This window comes from Streptomyces sp. enrichment culture (assembly GCF_964272895.1).
Lineage (GTDB): Bacteria > Actinomycetota > Actinomycetes > Streptomycetales > Streptomycetaceae > Streptomyces.
Window position 1 is genome coordinate 7,297,484 of record NZ_OZ186832.1, and the last position, 18,352, is coordinate 7,315,835.

Annotated in this window: 17 protein-coding genes; 6 read left to right on the top strand and 11 right to left on the bottom strand. The window is 70.2% G+C overall.

Annotated features, from left to right (window positions below; translation table 11 throughout):
• Window positions 1–18: 18 nt before the first annotated feature.
• The 3 genes from ACSU6M_RS32495 to ACSU6M_RS32505 all read right to left on the bottom strand — a co-directional run bounded on the left by ACSU6M_RS32495 (window position 19) and on the right by ACSU6M_RS32505 (window position 3,361).
• Window positions 19–288 carry a hypothetical protein gene (locus ACSU6M_RS32495; protein WP_437074636.1) on the bottom strand — a complete coding sequence of 90 codons (270 nt, stop codon included), beginning with the start codon at window positions 286–288 and terminating at the stop codon, window positions 19–21.
• Window positions 288–1,592, bottom strand: a complete 1,305-nt coding sequence (gene nhaA / locus ACSU6M_RS32500) for a Na+/H+ antiporter NhaA (protein WP_437074637.1) — start codon at window positions 1,590–1,592, stop codon at window positions 288–290. The genes ACSU6M_RS32495 and nhaA overlap by 1 nt, the downstream gene beginning before the upstream one ends.
• A 230-nt stretch (window positions 1,593–1,822) precedes the next feature.
• Complete coding sequence (locus ACSU6M_RS32505; RefSeq protein WP_437074638.1) at window positions 1,823–3,361, bottom strand: alanine/glycine:cation symporter family protein; 1,539 nt, start codon at window positions 3,359–3,361, stop codon at window positions 1,823–1,825.
• Window positions 3,362–3,710: 349 nt separating this feature from the next.
• Here ACSU6M_RS32505 and ACSU6M_RS32510 point away from each other — a divergent pair, with 349 nt between their 5' ends.
• A complete protein-coding gene (locus ACSU6M_RS32510) occupies window positions 3,711–4,595 on the top strand; it encodes a potassium channel family protein (RefSeq protein WP_437074640.1) in 885 nt (294 codons plus the stop codon).
• A gap of 21 nt (window positions 4,596–4,616) precedes the next feature.
• Here ACSU6M_RS32510 and ACSU6M_RS32515 read toward each other — a convergent pair whose 3' ends face one another.
• The 6 genes from ACSU6M_RS32515 to ACSU6M_RS32540 form a co-directional block, all read right to left on the bottom strand.
• Window positions 4,617–6,566 carry an NAD-binding protein gene (locus tag ACSU6M_RS32515; RefSeq protein ID WP_437074642.1) on the bottom strand — a complete coding sequence of 650 codons (1,950 nt, stop codon included), beginning with the start codon at window positions 6,564–6,566 and terminating at the stop codon, window positions 4,617–4,619.
• Window positions 6,567–6,627: 61 nt separating this feature from the next.
• Complete coding sequence (locus tag ACSU6M_RS32520; protein WP_437074644.1) at window positions 6,628–7,854, bottom strand: cation:proton antiporter; 1,227 nt, start codon at window positions 7,852–7,854, stop codon at window positions 6,628–6,630.
• Between the two features lie 213 nt (window positions 7,855–8,067).
• A complete protein-coding gene (locus ACSU6M_RS32525) occupies window positions 8,068–8,790 on the bottom strand; it encodes a potassium channel family protein (protein WP_437074646.1) in 723 nt (240 codons plus the stop codon).
• The gene (locus ACSU6M_RS32530; protein WP_437074647.1) at window positions 8,783–10,162 is read right to left on the bottom strand and encodes a TrkH family potassium uptake protein; all 1,380 of its coding nucleotides are present in this window, start codon (window positions 10,160–10,162) and stop codon (window positions 8,783–8,785) included. Before ACSU6M_RS32530 ends, ACSU6M_RS32525 begins: the two co-directional genes overlap by 8 nt.
• A 153-nt stretch (window positions 10,163–10,315) precedes the next feature.
• Window positions 10,316–10,621 carry an STAS domain-containing protein gene (locus ACSU6M_RS32535; protein ID WP_437074648.1) on the bottom strand — a complete coding sequence of 102 codons (306 nt, stop codon included), beginning with the start codon at window positions 10,619–10,621 and terminating at the stop codon, window positions 10,316–10,318.
• A 331-nt stretch (window positions 10,622–10,952) separates the two neighbouring features.
• The gene (locus ACSU6M_RS32540) at window positions 10,953–11,966 is read right to left on the bottom strand and encodes a PucR family transcriptional regulator (protein ID WP_437075443.1); all 1,014 of its coding nucleotides are present in this window, start codon (window positions 11,964–11,966) and stop codon (window positions 10,953–10,955) included.
• 617 nt (window positions 11,967–12,583) lie between these two features.
• Between ACSU6M_RS32540 and ACSU6M_RS32545 the strand changes: the two genes are divergently transcribed.
• On the top strand, window positions 12,584–12,733 hold the full coding sequence (locus ACSU6M_RS32545) for a hypothetical protein (RefSeq protein WP_437074650.1): 150 nt from the start codon (window positions 12,584–12,586) through the stop codon (window positions 12,731–12,733).
• A gap of 206 nt (window positions 12,734–12,939) precedes the next feature.
• Window positions 12,940–13,176 carry a hypothetical protein gene (locus ACSU6M_RS32550; protein ID WP_437074651.1) on the top strand — a complete coding sequence of 79 codons (237 nt, stop codon included), beginning with the start codon at window positions 12,940–12,942 and terminating at the stop codon, window positions 13,174–13,176.
• 597 nt (window positions 13,177–13,773) lie between these two features.
• Here the strand turns inward: ACSU6M_RS32550 and ACSU6M_RS32555 are convergent.
• Window positions 13,774–15,477, bottom strand: a complete 1,704-nt coding sequence (locus ACSU6M_RS32555) for a BCCT family transporter (RefSeq protein ID WP_437074653.1) — start codon at window positions 15,475–15,477, stop codon at window positions 13,774–13,776.
• 109 nt (window positions 15,478–15,586) lie between these two features.
• Window positions 15,587–16,000, bottom strand: coding sequence for an arsenate reductase ArsC (locus tag ACSU6M_RS32560; protein WP_437074654.1), 414 nt, complete (start codon window positions 15,998–16,000; stop codon window positions 15,587–15,589).
• Between the two features lie 162 nt (window positions 16,001–16,162).
• Between ACSU6M_RS32560 and ACSU6M_RS32565 the strand changes: the two genes are divergently transcribed.
• The 3 genes from ACSU6M_RS32565 to ACSU6M_RS32575 are packed head-to-tail and all read left to right on the top strand — an operon-like array spanning window position 16,163 to window position 18,290.
• On the top strand, window positions 16,163–16,471 hold the full coding sequence (locus tag ACSU6M_RS32565) for an ArsR/SmtB family transcription factor (protein WP_437074655.1): 309 nt from the start codon (window positions 16,163–16,165) through the stop codon (window positions 16,469–16,471).
• The gene (locus ACSU6M_RS32570; protein ID WP_437074656.1) at window positions 16,468–17,244 is read left to right on the top strand and encodes an aquaporin; all 777 of its coding nucleotides are present in this window, start codon (window positions 16,468–16,470) and stop codon (window positions 17,242–17,244) included. The genes ACSU6M_RS32565 and ACSU6M_RS32570 overlap by 4 nt, the downstream gene beginning before the upstream one ends.
• Before the next feature lie 5 nt (window positions 17,245–17,249).
• On the top strand, window positions 17,250–18,290 hold the full coding sequence (locus tag ACSU6M_RS32575; protein WP_437074657.1) for an ArsO family NAD(P)H-dependent flavin-containing monooxygenase: 1,041 nt from the start codon (window positions 17,250–17,252) through the stop codon (window positions 18,288–18,290).
• Window positions 18,291–18,352: the final 62 nt, after the last annotated feature.

Consider the following 18,352-nt stretch of genomic DNA (forward strand, 5'->3'; position numbering starts at 1 on the left):
TGCTCGGAGAGCGGATCCTCATTTTTCGCTGTGTTCGATGCGTGCGACGAGGAGGCCGGCGAGTACCGCCCACGGCAGGCTGGCCGGGCCGGACAGCGTCCACCCCAGGGCACCGAACAGGGCCGTTGCCGCCAGGCCGGTCGTCAGTGCTCGGGTGTCGCGGAGAAACGCCCACTCGCGGCGGGCTGAGCCTGGCTTCTTGAGTTCGCTCACTGCTGTGCGGATGACCAGGAGCGCGAGCACGACGCTGACGGCGAGGGCTGCGGGTCCGATGTCCTGCACGGTCATCAGGTGGTGTCGCGGCTCGGCAGGATGTCCACCTGGTAGATGTCGGGGATCCCGTCGGCGTTGTCGTCGCGGTCCTCCTCCGCGCACAGACGCTGGTAGAGGCGGTTGCGTCGGCGCAGGAAGAGTGCGGCGAGGGCTGCTGCGGTCAGGGAGCCGACCAGGACGGCGGCCTTGACGTGTTCCGTCTGTGTGGGGTCGGTGAAGGAGAGTTCGCCCAGGAGCAGGGCGACGGTGAAGCCGATGCCGGCGAGGACGGCCAGGCCGAACACATCCGCCCAGGCGAGTTCGGCGTTCAGTCTGGCGCGCGTGAAGCGGGCGGCCAGGTAGGTGCCGCAGAAGACGCCGAGGATCTTGCCTGCGACGAGGCCGGTGAAGACAGCCAGGGGTTCGGGGTCCGTGAAGACGTGTCCGAGCGCGGTGGCGGACACGCTGACCCCGGCGGCGAAGAGTGTGAAGAGGGGGACGGCGACGCCCGCGGAGAACGGGTGCACGAGGTGGGAGACGCGCGCGGCGGGGGATGCCTCCTCTCCCTTGTCGGGAGTCGTACGCAGGATGAGGCCCATGGCGACTCCGGCGACTGTCGCGTGCACGCCCCCGTTGTACATCAGCGCCCAGATCGCGATGCCGAGCGGCACGTACCACCACCAGCCCCGTACGCGCAGCCGCTGGAGCAGGTAGAAGACGGCGAGACCGCCGAACGCCCCGCCCAGCGCCCACAGGTTGAGGTCGGAGGTGAAGAAGATCGCGATGATGACGATGGCGCCGAGGTCGTCCACGACGGCGAGGGTGAGCAGGAACGCCCGCAGGGCTGCCGGGAGATGGGTGTTGATGACGGCCAGGACGGCGAGTGCGAAGGCGATGTCAGTGGCCATCGGCACGGCCCAGCCGTCCAGGCTGCCGCCGCCGGTCGAGGCGACGAGCACGTAGAGGGCGGCGGGGACGGCCATGCCGCAGAGCGCGGCGATCGCCGGCAGGGCCGCGGTGGCCGGAGTGCGCAGCTCGCCGAGGACGAGTTCCCGTTTGAGCTCGATGCCGGCGACAAGAAAGAAGACGGCCAGGAGGCCGTCGGCCGTCCAGTGCTCCAACGAGAGGTCCAGCCCCAGAGCGGGGATGCCGAAGTGGACGTCGCGTATCTGTTCATAGGCTTCGCGCCAGGGGCTGTTCGCCCAGACCAGGGCGACGAGGGCCGCGGCGAGGAGGACGAGGCCGCCGACGGTCTCGGTGCGCAGGGACTCGGTGATGGCCTTGCGCTCGGGCCAGGGGAGAAGGCCCAGGAAGACGGTGCGTCGGCGGGGCGTGGTCATGGGGGAGAGCCTCCGGGGCTGTCGGCGGAATCGGGCACACAGGCCCCTCGGACGCCGACCAGACTTCCCGGCACACCAGCATCGTCTTGATGCGTTCTTTACACCCTATCGGGTGATCGAAAGCCTCACCAGGGTGCCTCTCACGTGCCGAGACGGGGGGAGAGGGCCTGCCCCCACCAAGGCGCAGGTGGAGACAGACCCTCTCGGGAGCCGGGCCGCCGGGGGGACGGTCAGACGGTGGTCTTCACCGGCTCCTGGTCGGTGTCCTCGTCGGTGTCGAGGCCGGCGTCACGCCGCTTGACGAAGGCGAGGAAGGAGTTCAGCTCCCGCTTGACGACCGGGGCGAGCAGGTACAGGCCGATGATGTTGATGACGGCGAGCATGAAGAGCACCGCGTCGGCCATGTCGATCAGCGTCTGGAGCGTGAGCAGGGAGCCCGCGACCGCGAAGACGGTGTAGAAGACCTTGAAGGTCAGCTCGCTGGTGCGGCTGCGGCCGAACAGGTGCGTCCACGCCTTCATGCAGTAGTAGCCCCAGGTCAGCACCGTGGAGATGGCGAACAGCATGACGGCGACGGTCAGGATGTACGGGAACCAGGGCAGGACGGTCTCGAAGGCGTCCGAGGTGATGGTGACGCCGCCGATGGCCTCACCGCCGTTGCGGATCTCGACGTAGCTGGCCGGGTTGGCGATGACGATGGTCAGCGCCGTGATGGTGCAGATGACGACCGTGTCGATGAACGGCTCGAGCAGGGCGACCAGGCCCTCGCTGGCGGGGTGCTTGGTCTTGACCGCGGAGTGCGCGATCGGGGCGGAGCCGAGTCCGGCCTCGTTGGAGAACGCGGCCCGCTTGAAGCCGATGATCAGCGCGCCGAGGACACCGCCGGCGACGCCCTGCGGGTTGAACGCACCCTCGACGATGGAGGAGATCGCGGAGGGGACGGCGCTGACGTTGACGGCGATCACGACGAGGCAGGCGGCGATGTAGATGCCGGCCATGGCGGGCACCAGCCTGCTGGTGACGGAGGCGATCGAACGGATGCCGCCGAGGAGCACGATGCCGACGAGCGCGGCGATGAGGATGCCGAAGAACAGCGCGCCCGCGGAGGAGCCCATCAGGCCGCTCTCGCCGCCGGTGACGGAGACCAGCTGGGCGTAGGACTGGTTGACCTGGAAGAGGTTGCCGCCGAACAGGCCGAAGAAGAGGATCATGAAGGAGGCGAGGACGGCGAGGACCTTGCCGAGGGTCTTGCCGTTCTTGCCGAAGCGGTCGGCCAGGCCCTTGGGCAGGTAGTGCATCGGGCCGCCGGAGACGGTGCCGTCGGCGTGCACCTCGCGGTACTTCACACCGAGGGTGACCTCGACGAACTTGGTGGCCATGCCGAGCAGGCCGCACAGGATCATCCAGAAGGTGGCGCCGGGACCGCCGATGGAGACGGCGACGGCCACGCCCGCGATGTTGCCGAGGCCCACGGTGCCGGAGACGGCGGCGGTGAGGGCCTGGAAGTGGTTGACCTCGCCGGTGGAGCCCTTCTCGTCGTACTTGCCGCGTACGACGTCGACCGCGAGCTTGAACTTGCGCAGCTGGACGAAGCCGAACCAGCCGGTGAAGACGATGCCGGCCACGACGAGCCAGGCGACGATCAGGGGGAGCTCGGTGCCGGCGACGGGCACGGTGTAGAAGACGACCTTGCCGAGCCAGGTGGCTATGGGCTCGAAGAATCCGCTGACTGCCTTGTCGACGGACTGGGTGAAGGCATCGAGTGACACGGGTGGGTACCTCGTAGCGCGTGGCCGGCGCACAGGGAGCTGCGCCGGAGAGGGGACGGGCTGTGAGCGAACGCCGTTGTCCGATCGGCGACCGAAAACAATGCTGTCCGCGGACTCGGACAGTGATCGTCAGGTCTGGCAGGCCGGGATGGGCCGGCCGGTCCGCAGGGCGGCGAGGGGTGGTGCCACCTGCGAAGTTGCGTATTGGTACCACAGCACCCACCCCCCAAGGGGTGACGCATGTCACACTGCGGACGGTGATGTTCCGAAAGTCCAGCACGCGTGACGCGACCGTTATCCGGACGCGTGTGTCCGTTCATCGTGCATGTATCTGCGGACGGGGGAAGCGATGACGTGGCTCGCGACACTCGCCGGCGGCCTTCTCGTCCTGGGCGCCCTCCGGGATGTGTTCCACACGCTGTGGCACCCGACCCGCCACGGCGGTCTGAGCCGACTGGTGATGACCTGTATGTGGCGATTCTCCCCTCACCTTGCACTGCGACACCGGCCGGCCGGGCTGACCGGGCCGCTGGGCATGGTCGCCGTCGTCGCGGTCTGGGCCTCCACCATGGCTGTGGGCTGGGCACTCGTGTACTGGCCGCACATGCCCGAACATTTCTCCTACGCCACGGGTCTGAACCCCGGCGAGCACGCCGGGCCGCTCGACGCGCTCTATGTATCCATGGTCATGCTGGGCACCCTGGGGCTCGGCGACATCGCCCCGACGGCCGGCTGGCTGCGGGTCCTCGCTCCTGTCGAGGCCCTGTCCGGGTTCGCCCTGCTGTCCGCGACCGTGGCGTGGATCCTCGGCATCTATCCCGCCCTGGCCAGGCGCAGAGCACTCGCCCTGCGCCTGTCCCACCTGCGTCGCAGTGGCGTCCCGGCATCGGCGCTCGACTCGGACGGGGGCGCCGCGCTCCTGGACGGCCTCGCCGCCGCTGTCTCGGTGGTGTCCGTCGACTTCATGCAGTACCCGGAGTCGTACTACTTCTATGACGTCGACGACCACACCGCCCTGCCGCTCCAGCTCGACCACGCCGTCTCTCTGGCGCGACAGGCCGCCGCCGCTGCCCACCCGGACGTCCGCCTGGCGGGTTCCCTCCTGCGCACGGCTCTCGACGACCTCGCCGTGATCCTCGACGACCGTTTCCTGCACACCGGGGGAGGCGCAGGCCGAGTCATCACCGCGTACGCGGCGGACCACGGCCACGGCACGCGATCGGCTCAGTCGTGAGAGGCGGCTCGGTGGTGGCGGTCAGTGGCCCTGGCCACCGGACGCCGGACCCGGCGGGCGCACGGTGGGCAGGGGCCGGCGGCCGAGGAGTTCGGCCAGTCCCTGCCGGGTGGCGGCGAGCACGACACGGTCCTCGCCGCGAAGGACATAGCCCGGGTGGAGATCCCAGACGAGACCGGCCGGCCGCTCCCTACCGTCGTGCGACGGGGTGGCCGCGAGGTCGGGCGTGCGGTGGTCCGGTTCGGCGGTGTCCAGGGCGAGGACACGCCAGGCACCGGGGCGGAACGCCTCGGCGATCGTGCGTCCCTCCAGCTGCGGATGACCGGCGACGTTCAGGGCGGCGAAGAGCAGGACGCGGCGTTCGACCGGGATGGCGCCGAGGATCTGGCGGCCCATCATGGCTCCGGCGAAGGCCGGTGCCGACAGGGTGGAGACGCTCCGGCTGCGGGTCAGCGCCCGGGGGTACGCGGCGCGCAGGGTGCGGTAGACGGCCGCGGCGAAGTCGTCGTCGTACAGGCGCAGGGCCACCCGCAGCTCGGGCTTGACCGAGCGGGCGTACAGGACCGCTTCCAGGTTGGTGGTGTCGTTGCTGGTCAGGGCCAGCAGGGCGTGCGCGCGGTCCACGGCGGCGGATTCGAGGACGCCTTCCTGGGTGACGTCGCCGACGACGACGGGGATGCGCAGGCGGCGGGCGAGGGGGATACCGCGCGCCTCGGGGTCCTCCTCCACGCACACCACGGGGATGCCGAGTTCGTCGAGGCGGGCCAGCACGCGGGTGCCCACCTTGCCGAGGCCCAGCAGGACGACGTGGCCGGACAGTCCGCGGGGCGGGCGGCGCAGCACGGAGGCGGTGCGGAAGGTGCCGAGCGCCTCCAGGACGGCCGCGAACAGCACGGGCAGCAGGAGGAAGCCGGCCAGAGCGGAAAGGAGTTGAAGCACCTGGCGGGCAGGTGTCTCGCCGAGCGCGGGGTCGTTGATGGCGAAGAGGTCGAGCAGGACGACGTACCCGGCGTGCAGAGGATGGTCCCCGGTGGTCACACGGCTCACGACGGCCAGCCCCAGCACGCAGGCCACGAGTCCGGCCAGCGACCAGCGCAGCCGTCGGGAGAAGAGCGATCCCAGCGGGAACCCGCGCCCCGCGAGCCGCCGTGGCGGGGGAGCGGAGCCGGTGTGCACGACCGTCTCCAGCACCACGGTGCCGCGACCTGCCGCGGCGGCCACCGCGTCGTCGTCCGGCAGCAGCGTCGGCCCCTCCCGGCCACTCGTGTCCGAACCCTCCGTGCCCGCCGGGTCGTTGGTGGTCGACGACAGCAGCGCGAGGGTGCACAGGCCGGGGTCCGGGATCTGACCGGGTCCGGCCGGTGAGCGTTCCACGGCGCGCAGCAGCAGCCCGTCGGCCTGGACGACCTTGCTGGTGCCGGCGACGGCGGTGGCGGCGAGCGCGGGGGCGGCGGTGTCCGCGTCCGACAGGACGGTGGTGGAGGTGTCGAGGGCATGCGGGTCCAGGCCGGGCACGGCGAGCATGGCCGCCTGGTCGAGGAGTTCCTCCAGGTGCTGGCCGAGCTTGCGGTTGTAGAGCCGGATCACCAGCCGGAGCCGGGGGTTGAGGCGCCGGGCCGCGAGCGCGGCGTGGATGTTGGTCTCGTCGTCGTCATGGACGAGTGCCAGCGCCGCCGCCTCCTGCACGCCCGCCTGGACGAGGGCGGCCTCGTCCAGGACGGGCGTCTGGAGCACGCGTGGACCGACCGCGTTCCCGCCACCCCGGCGCATCGCGGCCTGCACCCGCCCGAACAGCGCTGAAGCGGAAGCCGTCGGGGCGCTCCGGGACGCGCCCGGTACGACCAGCGTGACGCGCTCCCGGTAGACGGAGGCAAGTTCCGCGGCCAGCCGCTCGGCGAGCGCGTCGTCACCACAGACGATCATGTGCCCCGGCCGGGCGACCGACCGAGCGGGCTGAGGAAGCAGGGCCATGCTGTACGGCACCTCCGACTCGGACGGCGGAGAGGGCAGGGTCAGGTGGTGGGACGCCGACTCAAGCGCCCAGGCGCTCACGTGCCTTGGCGGTACCGGACCCCTCATCCACTCCGGCGATGTCCTCCACGTGGAACATGCGGGCGATGGGCACGTCGGTGGAGCTGTGCGCGACGATCGAGAAGGCGATGCACACGGCGATGAGCGTGAACGCCTCCTCGCCCTGCGGAATCCCGGCCTGAAGCACCAGCAGCCCGTACACCACCGAGGCGAAGCCCTTCGGCCCGAACCAGGCGGCGACCAGCTTCTCCTGCCGCGTGAAGCGGGTGCCGAGCAGGGACAGCAGCAGCGAGGCCGGCCGGATCAGCACGATCGCCAGCACGGCGGCGACGTAGCCGCCGAAGGACAGGTCGCCGAACAGCTGGGGGGTCAGCAGCGCGCCGAACACCAGCAGTGCCGCGAACTTGGCCAGCTCCGCCAGCGCCTCGCCCAGCGGCTCGAACGCCTCCTTCGCCTCCAGCGAGCGCGCGGTGAGCACCGCGCCGGCCGAGAACGCCGCGAGATAGGGGTTGGCGTGCGTGAGGTGGCAGAGCGCGTAGAGGATCACGCCGATGGCGAGGGGGAGCAGCGGCTGGAGCTTGGGCTCGGCGCCCAGCAGCCGGAACCGTACGAGTTCGATCACCACGAACGGGATGACGATGCCGAAGACCAGGCCGAGCACCAGCTCGAGCGCGATCTTCCCGAAGTCGGCCTCGGCGTGCCCGGACGTCGGCCCGGCCGCGGCGATGAGGATGAGCACCACCGGCAGGGCCAGCCCGTCGTTGATGCCGCTCTCCACATTCAGCAACTGCCGCAGTTTCGCCGGGACTTCCTTGCGCCCGACGATCGCCGAGGCGAACACCGGGTCGGTCGGCGCCAGTACGGCACCGACGAGGAAGGACGTCGTCCAGTCCAGGCCCACCAGGAAGTGCGTGATCAGTGCCATCCCGACGAACGCGAGCGGCATGCCCAGCCCGAGCGCACGGGCGGGGCTGCGCCAGTTGGCGCGGAGCTTCGGGAAGGAGACGTGCATGCCGTCGGTGAACAGCACCGCGAACAGCGCCAGATCGGCCGTTACGGACACGATCTCGCTGTCGGGCGTGATGTGGATCAGGCCCAGAAAACCGTCGCTGACGAGCGCCCCGCCCGCGAGGAAGAGGAAGGAGGTGGACAGCACGGTCCGGGCCGCGAGCCCGGACAGCAGCACCGCGATGAGCAGCGCCACACCAAAGACAACGACGAGCACCATGCGCCAAACCCCGATCGACGAAGAGAGTTCTCCCCACACCGCCGACCAGACTTCCCGGCACACCGCTGGGAAGCCTACCCGTTCTTGACGCGACACTGACAGGTCCGTCGCAGGCACGCAGGAGCGTCTGACATTGCCGGGGTCCGGCAGCGGGGATCCGCGGGCTGATTCCGGACCGGTTCGGCAACCGCACGTCGGAAGGGGTGCTTTCGGTCAGCTGAGCTCGGCGAATGCCTCCACCGCCTGGGTCTTGCCGGTGACGATGATGACGTCACCCTTCTCCACGACGGTTTCCGCGGTGGCGTAGGTGAAGTCCTCGCCGGGGCGCTTGATGCCGACGACGGTGACGCCGTACCTGCTGCGCACCTGACTCCGGCCAAGGGGCACACCAGTGGCGAGGTCGGGGGCGACGGTCTTGACCAGAGCGTAGTCGTCGTCGAACTGGATGAAGTCGAGCATCCGGCCGGTGACCAGGTGGGCGACGCGTTCACCCATCTCGTGCTCGGGCAGCACGACGTGATGGACGCCGAGGCGCTCCAGGATTTGCCCATGTCGGCGGCTGACGGCCTTGGCCCAGATGTTGGGCACCCCGGCTTCCAACAGATTGGTGCTGACAAGGATGGACGCCTCGATGTGGGAGCCGATGGCGACCACGGCGCTGGTGAACTCGTTGACGCCGAGCTGGCGCAGGGCCTCGGGGTCGGTGGAGTCTGCGACCGCGGCATGGGTGAGTTCGTCGCTGTACCTCTGGACCAGACGGGCGTCGGTGTCGATGCCGAGCACATCCCAGCCGCGCCGCATCAGCTCGCTCGCCAGGGAGGAGCCGAAGCGGCCCAGGCCGATGACGGCGACGCGCTGGTCGGCGCTGGGCCGGGCGTGGGTGTCGGCGAGCCTCTTGCGGCGCCTGTGGCGCAGGGAGTGCAGGAAGTTAACCAATGACGGGTCGCTCCTCAGGAAGGTTGTAACGGCGGGTGCGCTCGCGCAGGGCGAGGGCTGAGACCAGCGTGATGGGACCGAGGCGACCGACGAACATCAGCATGATGAGCAGCAGCTGCCCGGCGACGGGCACATCGGCGGTGATGCCGGTGGACAGACCCACCGTGCCGAAGGCCGAGACAACCTCGAACAGCACCGGCTCCAAGGGCTCGTCCATGAGGGTGAGCAGGGCCAGGGTGGAGACGATCACCAGCCCCACGCCCAGGAGTGCCACGGTCAGCGCCTGGCGGAGGGTGTGCGGGGCGAGCCGGCGGCCGAGCACGGTGGAGTTGGGCTCACCGCGGACCTCGGCGATGATCGCGACCAGCAGCACCGCGAAGGTGGTCACCTTGATGCCGCCCGCGGTACCGGCGCTGCCGCCCCCGATGATCATCAGCACACAGGTCATCAGCAGCGTCGAGGCGTGCATCGCGCCGACGTCGAGTGAGTTGAAGCCGGCGGTACGGGACATCGCGGAGTGGAAGAAGCCGTTGAGGATCTTGTCGGCCGTCGAATGCGGTCCGAGGGTGCCGGCGTTGGTCCACTCCAGCGCGCAGGTCAGCACCGCGCCGCCGAGCAGGAGGACGGCGGTGGTGAGCAGGGTCAGCCTGGTGTGCAGAGTCCAGTTGCGGCGTCCGGTCGTACGGCGGCGACGGCGATGGCGCAGCAGCTCCAGCAGAACCGGGAAGCCGATGCCGCCCAGGATCACGGCCGCCGCGACCGGCACGGTGATCCACACGTCCCCGGCGTACCGGGTGAGACTGTCCGCGTGCAGCCCGAACCCGGCGTTGTTGAAGGCCGACACGGCGTGGAAGAAGCCCAGGTAGGCGGCGCTGCCGATGCCCTCGCCGTACCCGTGGCGCAACCGCAGCGCGAGGACGGCCCCGACCGTGAGTTCCACGATCAGTGTGGTGCCGGCGACGCCGAGCAAGACACGGCGTACGTCTCCGATGCCCAGACTCTTGGTCTCGGCCTGCGCGTGCAACTGCAGCCGCAGCCGCAATCGGCCCGACACCAGCAGCGCCAGCAGCGAGGCCATGGTCATGATGCCGAAGCCGCCGACCTGGATCAGCGCGAGGATGACGCCCTCACCGAAGCCGCTCCAGTGCGTGCCCGTGTCCACCACGGCCAGCCCTGTCACGCACACGGCCGAAGTGGACGTGAACAGCGCGGTGACGAAGTCCGTCGCGGACCCGTCCTCCGCAGCGAACGGCAGCGCCAGCAGCAACGTCCCCAGCAGGATCACAAGGGCGAACGCCATGACACCGACACGAGCGGGGTGTGCCGCGAGCAGCGATGTCCGCCTTCGTGCCCACGGCACCAGTCCCGCCATCACTGCCACTCCCAGCCGTGCCCGAGCCGTGCCCTCCGGCACTGCGCGTCAGGACTTCGTCAAGATCCCAGCGGCACACCGTACCTGCGGAAACGGGCGAGATACAGGACCTGGCCGTTAGGAAGCCGTCAAGGGATCGTCAATGTGTGCCGCCTAGCACTCGTCGAACGGGCCGCTGAGCGGTGCGTCGCCTTCGTACACATCGAGGGCTCGTTCCAGGCCCAGCTGCCGGAGAGCACCAAGAGGCTGGGCGCCTACGTGTGTGGCGATCACTCGCGTGCCGCGGTCCTGGGCGGCGCGGAGCGCCAAGACGAACGCCGTGCCGCCGGCGCTGCTGACGTACCTCACGTCCGCCAGGTCGATCTCCAGGATCGAGGCCCGCGATTCAGTCGCCTTCTGAAGCCGTCTGCCGATGCGCTCGGCATTCACTCCCGTGATCTCACCAGACAGCCTGACCACGACCCGATCCATGACGTCGGAGGGGGAGCGGCCTCGGCGCCAGGGGCTCCACCGACGGATTCTCGCCTTCCAAAGCTCATGCGCATGGGAGCCTCTTCCGGCACGAGGTGATTCGGGCATCCGGGGCTCCAGAGCATGGGTCGGTTCGCCTGCCGACCAGCCTTCCCGGCGCACCTGGCCACCAGCCTAGAGCCCGGACTGCTTCCTCGCCCCTTGGTGGTCAGGCCCTGAGCTCGCTCGAGGCGCACTCATCGGGGCACAGCGGATCAGATCGGCATGGTTGTTCTGTCGACGATGTTCGGCGTCGCCCTGCTAGCGCGCGGGTGCCTTGTCACACATCGTTGTCGGGCCAGCCGAGCAGGCGGGCGCCGATCACCGCTGTCTGCAGGGTGTAGCGGTGGACGGAGTCGGAGGGATCGGCACCGGTCAGCTTATGGATACGTTCCAGGCGGTAGGTGAAGGCCCGCACGCTCAGGCTGAGTCGCCGTGCCGCCTCGGCGGCGACGCAGCCGGAGTCGAAGTACGCCGTGAGCGTCTCGATGAGCGGACGGGCGCCGCCGCGTGCCTGCTTGAGCGGACCGAGAGTGTTGTGCACGAGGTCGGCCATGGCCTGCCGGTCACGGCTCAGCACCGGATAGACCAGGAGGTCGGCCGCGCGCAGCACCGGCTCGGACAGCTGGAGCCGCTCGGCGAGATCGAGGGCGCCCAGGGCCTCTTCGTACGAGTGGACGACTCCGCCGGCGCCCGGGTGGGGGCGTCCGATGGCGACCCGGCCGCCGTCGGTGGCCGCGTACGCCTGCTTGGCGAAGAACGACAGCACGTCGTCCTGGTCGCCGGGCGCGACACAGACCAGCCGGCCGTCCTTGGTCGTGAGCAGGATGCGCCGCTCGCCGAACCGGGCGACCACGGCGCTCTCCACCTGCCGGGCGGCAGGGTCGGCGTCCTCCACCGGCTTGTCGCCCTCGGCGACGGCGACGGCGTGGGCGCGGGAGAGCAGCAGGCCGAAGCGCTCGGCACGTTCGGCGAGACGGCCCAGGTCGCTGCGTCCGTAGAGGAGGTCGTCGATGAACTCCCGACGGACTGCTTCCTCCTGACGTACGGCGAGAAACTGCGCGCGCTCGTGTCCCTCGGCGAAGGCGTCGATGGCCTGCTCCACGGCGGCCAGCACATGACTTCCCGAGACGGGCGCGAGCGTGGGCCAGGTGTCGCGGGCCACGGATATGTGCCTGCGTACCAGGGCCCGCAGTCCGAAGCCGGCCTCCGCGGCGAGCTCACCCCGCGCCCTGAGAGACTCCAGCTCCTCCCGGGTGAGACGACGGCCCGTCGCACCCACCTCGCCCAGCATCTGGGCGTACCCCTCCAGATACTCGTCGGGTATCTCCCGCCCTGCCACCCGTCCTCCATCGTCCTTGACGTTGCGCCGACGCTTTCTTGACGACGCCGGACAAGACTGGCAGATGGCTCGTGCCCGGGGGGAGGCCGGTGTCCCCGGGGTATCCCGCTGTGCGCCGCCGTAGGGAGCAGGTCGTTCCGTACACGTCAGCGGGTCTTCCCTCTCCACCGGAAGTCGGCTTGCCGCCAGTCCTCTTCCCACTGCCGCATGCGACGGTCGTCGAAGAGCCGGCGGGCGACCGGCACGCCTGCGAGCACGATCGAGCCCGCGCCGGTACCGATGAGGATGCCCAATGGGCGCGAGCGCCGGGACCTGACACGACCGGATCGGGGTGAGGACATGGCGCGGGCCGAAGACGCCGCCTCACCGTTGCCGCCGTCCTCGACGGCCCGGTGCCGTCGGGCGTTCGCGCCGACGCGGCGAGCAGCACTCCGTACGACCCCGGCAGTTCTGGCGTCCGCGGCTGAGCCGTCGATCGGCGTCACGTACGACGCATCAGCCCGTGGTCGAGCGGGCCGTCCCGCCTCGCCGCCGAGGCGTCAACTTCTCGTAGACCCAGAGGACTCGCCATGGATATCAGCAACGGGCGTCGGTGTGTTCGCCTGCCTCTTTCTCTCGGAGCCGACGCCGGGCAGCTGAAGCAACTGCTGGGGAAGGCGGGCGAGCTGGGCCGCGCTGACACCCCGCTGGCCGCTCTGAACGGCCACGCCCAGGTCTGACTGGGCCACGGTCCGGAGCTGCCGCACAGGGGACGGCAGCTCCGGTTTTTTGCAATGCGATGAGAGGCTCCGCGGAGCCGATCCACCACGTATATGAAGAAGGTCCGCCCTTGATCCACAGGCGAACCACAGCTGCCTCGAGCCGACGGCACTCTGGGACCGATCTTGCAACGGTCCTGCTGCTTCAGCTGGGTGCCGCCGTGCCCGTGGGCTCCATCGAGGAGAACGAGACGATCCGCGTCGTGGCGAGCGGTGGTGTCGGCGGCATGAATCCTGTGGTGGTGACCGCGCGAGTCCTGAAGGTCGATGAGGGAAGAGCGGAGATCTGGTTGCGTGCCGCCGCGAAGGAGGGCCTGCTAAGGCAGCGAGCTGGTGAGAAGACCGCCATCCGTCTTGCCGCCCTGCTGAGCAAGGCGACCGGAGCAGAGCGGGCAGGCGAGTGAGCCGCGTGGTCGACCGCAGAGCGACTGACGCTTTCCGTCGCCGTCGGTAGTGTGCGCTGGCTTCGCGGGGCTGTGATGGCGAAGGCGTACTGGTACGCGTGATGGCTCAGGCTGTCGGAAGGATAGAAGTTGCACATCGAGTGGATCTGGGTCCTTCCCGTGGCCGCACTGGTCTTGGTGGCGTGCGACTACGGGGGCGTGGCACGCCTGATCTGGGAGATGCAGCCAGCGGCCAGACAGAGACTCTGGCCAGGTGTGATGGGATTCGCGTGACTGCCGCGATCCTGGCGATCGTCACGATCGTGACTCGTCTCATTGAGCCGGCCAGCGGCTGAAGGCTGGAGTGCAGGGGGGCAGGGCTGTTGGCGCGAAGGCAGGTGAACGCCGTCGCGGAGGTTTTCGCGCCGGGGCTCGGTGTCTTCGTCGCACAGGTGGCGCCTCCGCCGTCGAGTACCAGCCGCCGCTGTCCCCCCATGCGGCGTGTCCGCTCGTTGGGGTGCCCACCGGGCCACGACGTCCCACCTCCTCCCGCACATCACCACGCTCTCCAGTCTCGGGGCTCGTGACCAGTACGAATGGTGAAGTACTGCTGGCGTACTAGCTCGGCCTCGTCTCGTCGTCCGGCTCGGTGCGGGCCTTCGCCGCCCGCCACAGACGGGGGTGACGGCTGCGGCCCTGTGCCGTGACGACGTCGCCGACCATCGTCCGTACGACGTCCTGCAGCCCGTGCAGCGCATGGTGCCGGGCGAGTCCGGCGCCCGGGTCCTCCCGGAGCTCCTTCAGCAGCGCCCAGCACAGCACCAGCATGACGATCACGAAGGGCAGGGCGACCAGGATGGTCGCCGTCTGGAGGGAGTTCAGGCCGCCGACCACCAGCAGGACCGCCGCCACGGCGGCCATCAGCACCCCCCACATGACGACGAGCCACGAAGGCGGGTGCAGGGCACCACGGCTGGTCAGGGACCCCATCACCAGTGACGCCGAGTCGGCGCTCGTGACGAAGTACGTCATGACCAGGATCATCGCGACGAACGAGGTGACCGTACCCAGGGGCAAGGCGTCGAGCATCGCGAACAGCGACGCCTCCGCGCCGTCCTCGACCGCGCCGGCGAGGTCCGCCTGCCCGGTCCGCTCGAGGCGCAGCGCCGTTCCGCCCAGGACGCAGAACCAGACGATGGTCGCGCCGCTCGGCACCAGCAGGACACCGATGAGGAACTCGCGGATGCTCCGGCCGCGTGAGATGCGGGCGATGAACGTTCCCACGAACGGTGCCCACGACAGCCACCAGGCCCAGTAGAAGATGGTCCACGTGCCCAGCCAGGCGTGGTCGGAGAAGGCACCGGTCCGGGACGCCATGGGCAGCAGGTTGTTCAGGTAACCGCCGACGGACGCCGGGATGGTGTCCAGGATGTACACCGTGGGGCCGAGCAGGAAGACGAACACCATCAGGCCCGCTGCGAGCACGATGTTGAGCGTCGACAGCCATTTGACTCCGCGGTGCAGTCCGGAGAAGGCCGAGACGACGAACGCCGCCGACAGAGCGGCGATGATGACCAGTTCGGTGGTCAGGGTGGCGTCGACTCCGACCGTGAGGTCGAGCCCTTCGGCGACCTGGAGGGCGCCCAGGCCCAGGCTCGTCGCCGTACCGAAGACGGTGGCGAACACGGCGAGCAGATCGATCGCCCTGCCCTGCCAGGCCACGGCCCGCCGGGCACCGATGAGCGGCACGAACGCGGCGCTGAGCCGGTTGCCGCGCCCCTTGCGGAAGCCTGCGTACGCCAGGGCGAGCCCCGCGATGCCGTAGATCGCCCACGGGGTGAGCGTCCAGTGGAAGAACGAGTACTCCATCGCCGTACGCGCCGCATCGGCGGACCCGGCCCGCACACCGCTCGCCGGGGGCGGCGCCAGATAGTGAGTGAGCGGCTCCCCCACGCCGTAGAACATCAGGCCGATCCCCATCCCGGCGCTGAACATCATGGCGATCCACGCGAGATTCCCGAACTCCGGCTCCGCGTCGTCGCTGCCCAGCCTGATGCGGCCGAAGCGGCTGAACGCGATCACCAGGCAGAGGACCAGGAACACATCCGCCGCGACCACGAACAACCAGCCGAAATTGTCCAGCACCCACGCCAGACTCGTGGACGAGGCGGTGTCGAAGGACTCCTCACCGAGCCAGGCCCACAGAACGACGGCCGCCACCGCGGCCATCCCCACCCCGACCAGGGTGCGGTCGGGTGTGTGGTCGGCGGACGAACCATGCGGCGACCCTGCCTGTTGCTGTTCGCTGGGTTCCGTACTCATGGTGTCCCACTATGGTGCGCCATCAGACGGAATGAGACGGTGCCACGCTGGTGCCTGCCCTCCTCGCGGTCTCGTCAGCGAACCGCCGGCGAGGACCGCGTCGTCGCCCTCATGCTCGGGGCTCCGGGGCGATCTCCTGGATCAGCCCCTCGACCAGGGCCTTGATCTCGTCGCGGATGGGGCGTACGGCCTCCACGCCCTGTCCCGCCGGGTCCTCCAGCTGCCAGTCCAGGTAGCGCTTGCCGGGGAAGACCGGGCAGGTGTCGCCGCAGCCCATGGTGATGCAGACGTCGGACTCCTTGACCGCGTCGACGGTGAGCATCTTCGGCACCTCGGCGGAGATGTCGATGCCGACCTCCCGCATGGCCTCGACGGCGGCCGGGTTGACCTCGGTGCCCGGGGCGGAGCCGGCGGAACGGACCTCGACGCGGTCCCCGGCCAGGTGGGTCAGCCATGCGGCGGCCATCTGGGAGCGGCCGGCGTTGTGGACACAGACGAACAGCACGGAGGGCTTGTCGGACATCTGGAGGTCTCTCTTGTCTCGCGACGGAATCGGTGCCCGTCCTGCGACGGAGCCGGTGCCCCGTCCTGCGAGCGGAACGGTGCCCGGCGCACGACGACATCAGGCGCGCATGACGTCAGCACCCGATGGTGTCAGCCACCACTGATGTGACAGTATCAGTACATGATGACGTCAGTCGACACTGATCTGATCCGGGTGCTGGCCGACCCGCTCAGGCTGCGGATCGTGACCCTGCTGGCCCGGGAGATGCTGTGCACCACGCATCTCGTGGAGGAGACCGGTGCCCGGCAGACCAACCTCTCCAACCACCTGAGAGTGCTGCGCGAGGCCGGGGTCGTCGAGACGGAACCGTGCGGCCGGTTCACCTACTACCGGCTCAGGCCGGACGTCATCGCCCTGCTCGCCGGTCAGTTCGCCGACCTGGCCGAGTCCGCCCGTACCGCCGCCGACAACAAGAGGGCCTGTCCGTGACCCGTACCGAAGCGTCCGCAGTCGTGGCGCCCGCCGTAGCAGCCGCCCCCGAGCCGCAAGCGCCCCCGGCCGTCCTGCCGCCGCCCAGGCCGCTGCTCGCGCGGGCCGCCGCCGAACTGGTCGGGACCGCGGCCCTGGTGGCGGTCGTGGTCGGCTCCGGCATCCAGGCGACCGATCTGAGCCGCGACGTGGGTGTGCAGCTGCTGGCGAACTCCCTGGCCACGGTCTTCGGCCTCGGCGTCCTGATCCTCCTGCTCGGCCCCGTCTCGGGCGCGCACTTCAATCCGGTCGTCACGCTGGCCGAGTGGTGGACCGGCCGACGCGACGGCAAGGGGGTCACCCTCCGCGACGCGGCCGTGTACCTCCCGGTCCAGATCGTCGGCGCGATCGCGGGCGCGATCCTGGCGGACGCCATGTTCGGTGAGCCGTTGGTGGAGTGGTCCACGCGCGACCGCTCGGCCGGCCACCTGCTGCTGGGCGAGGTCGTGGCGACCGCCGGTCTGATCCTGCTGGTCTTCGGGCTGGCCCGCACGGACGGGCTGCGCTTCGCCCCGGTCGCCGTGGCCTCCTACATCGGCGCCGCGTACTGGTTCACCTCCTCCACGTCCTTCGCCAACCCGGCCGTGACCGTCGGCCGCGCCTTCACGGACACGTTCGCCGGCATCGCCCCCGGCTCGGTCGCCGGCTTCGTCGGCATGCAGGTCGTCGGCGCGGTGGTCGGGCTCGCCCTCGTCGCGCTGATCTTCATGCCGGGCCGGAAGCCCGCCGAGTGAACCACATGACTCAGGTGGTGGTGATCGGCGGCGGCCAGGCCGGGCTCGCCGCCGGCTACCACCTGCGCCGCCTCGGCCTCGACTTCGTCGTCCTCGACGCCCAGGCCGAACCCGGCGGCGCCTGGCGGCACACCTGGGACTCCCTGCACCTGTTCTCCCCGGCCGCGTACTCGTCGCTGCCCGGCCGGCTCATGCCCGTACAAGCGGGGAAGACGTACCCCGACGCCCGCCATGTGGTCGGCTACCTCTCCGAGTACGAGCGGCGCTACGACCTCCCGGTGCACCGACCGGTCCATGTGCAAGGGGTCCACCGGGACGGCCCGTTCCTGCGCGTCGAGACCGACCGGGGCTCCTGGCGGGGCAACGCGGTCATCAGCGCCACGGGCACCTGGTGGCGGCCCTTCGTGCCCGCCGTACCCGGCCGCGCGGACTTCCGCGGACGGCAGCTGCACACCGTCCAGTACCGCAGTCCCGCCGACTTCGCCGGACAGCGGGTCGTCGTGGTCGGCGGCGGCAACTCCGGTGCCCAGATCGCCGCCGATCTCGCCCACGACACCGACCTGACGTGGGTCACCCCGCGACCGCCGCGCTTCCTGGCCGACGACATCGACGGGCGCGCCCTGTTCGACGTGGCGACCGCACGCCGCCGGGCGCTGGACGAGGGCCGCGCCGACACCGGCGGCGTGGCGTCGCTCGGGAACATCGTCGCCGTACCGCCGGTGCGCGAGGCGCGGGACGCGGGGCTGCTGAAGGCGCAACCCATGTTCGTACGCCTGGACCGCGACGGCGTCGTATGGGCCGACGGCACACGGGCACCGGCGGACGCCGTGATCTGGTGCACCGGCTTCCGGCCGGCTCTCACCCACCTCAAGCCCCTGGGCCTGCGCGGCCCACGCGGCCACATCGCCACGCACGGCACCCGGTCGCTCGACGAACCGCGCCTGCACCTGCTCGGCTACGGCGACTGGACCGGCCCGGCCTCCGCCACCCTCATCGGCGTCGGCCGCCCAGCCCGCGACGCGGCCCGCGAGATCGCCGCAGGCTGATCCCCAGGGGGAGGGGGAGGACAGGCGGCGTTTCCGCGGGTGCCGCCGGCGTCGGCCGCGCA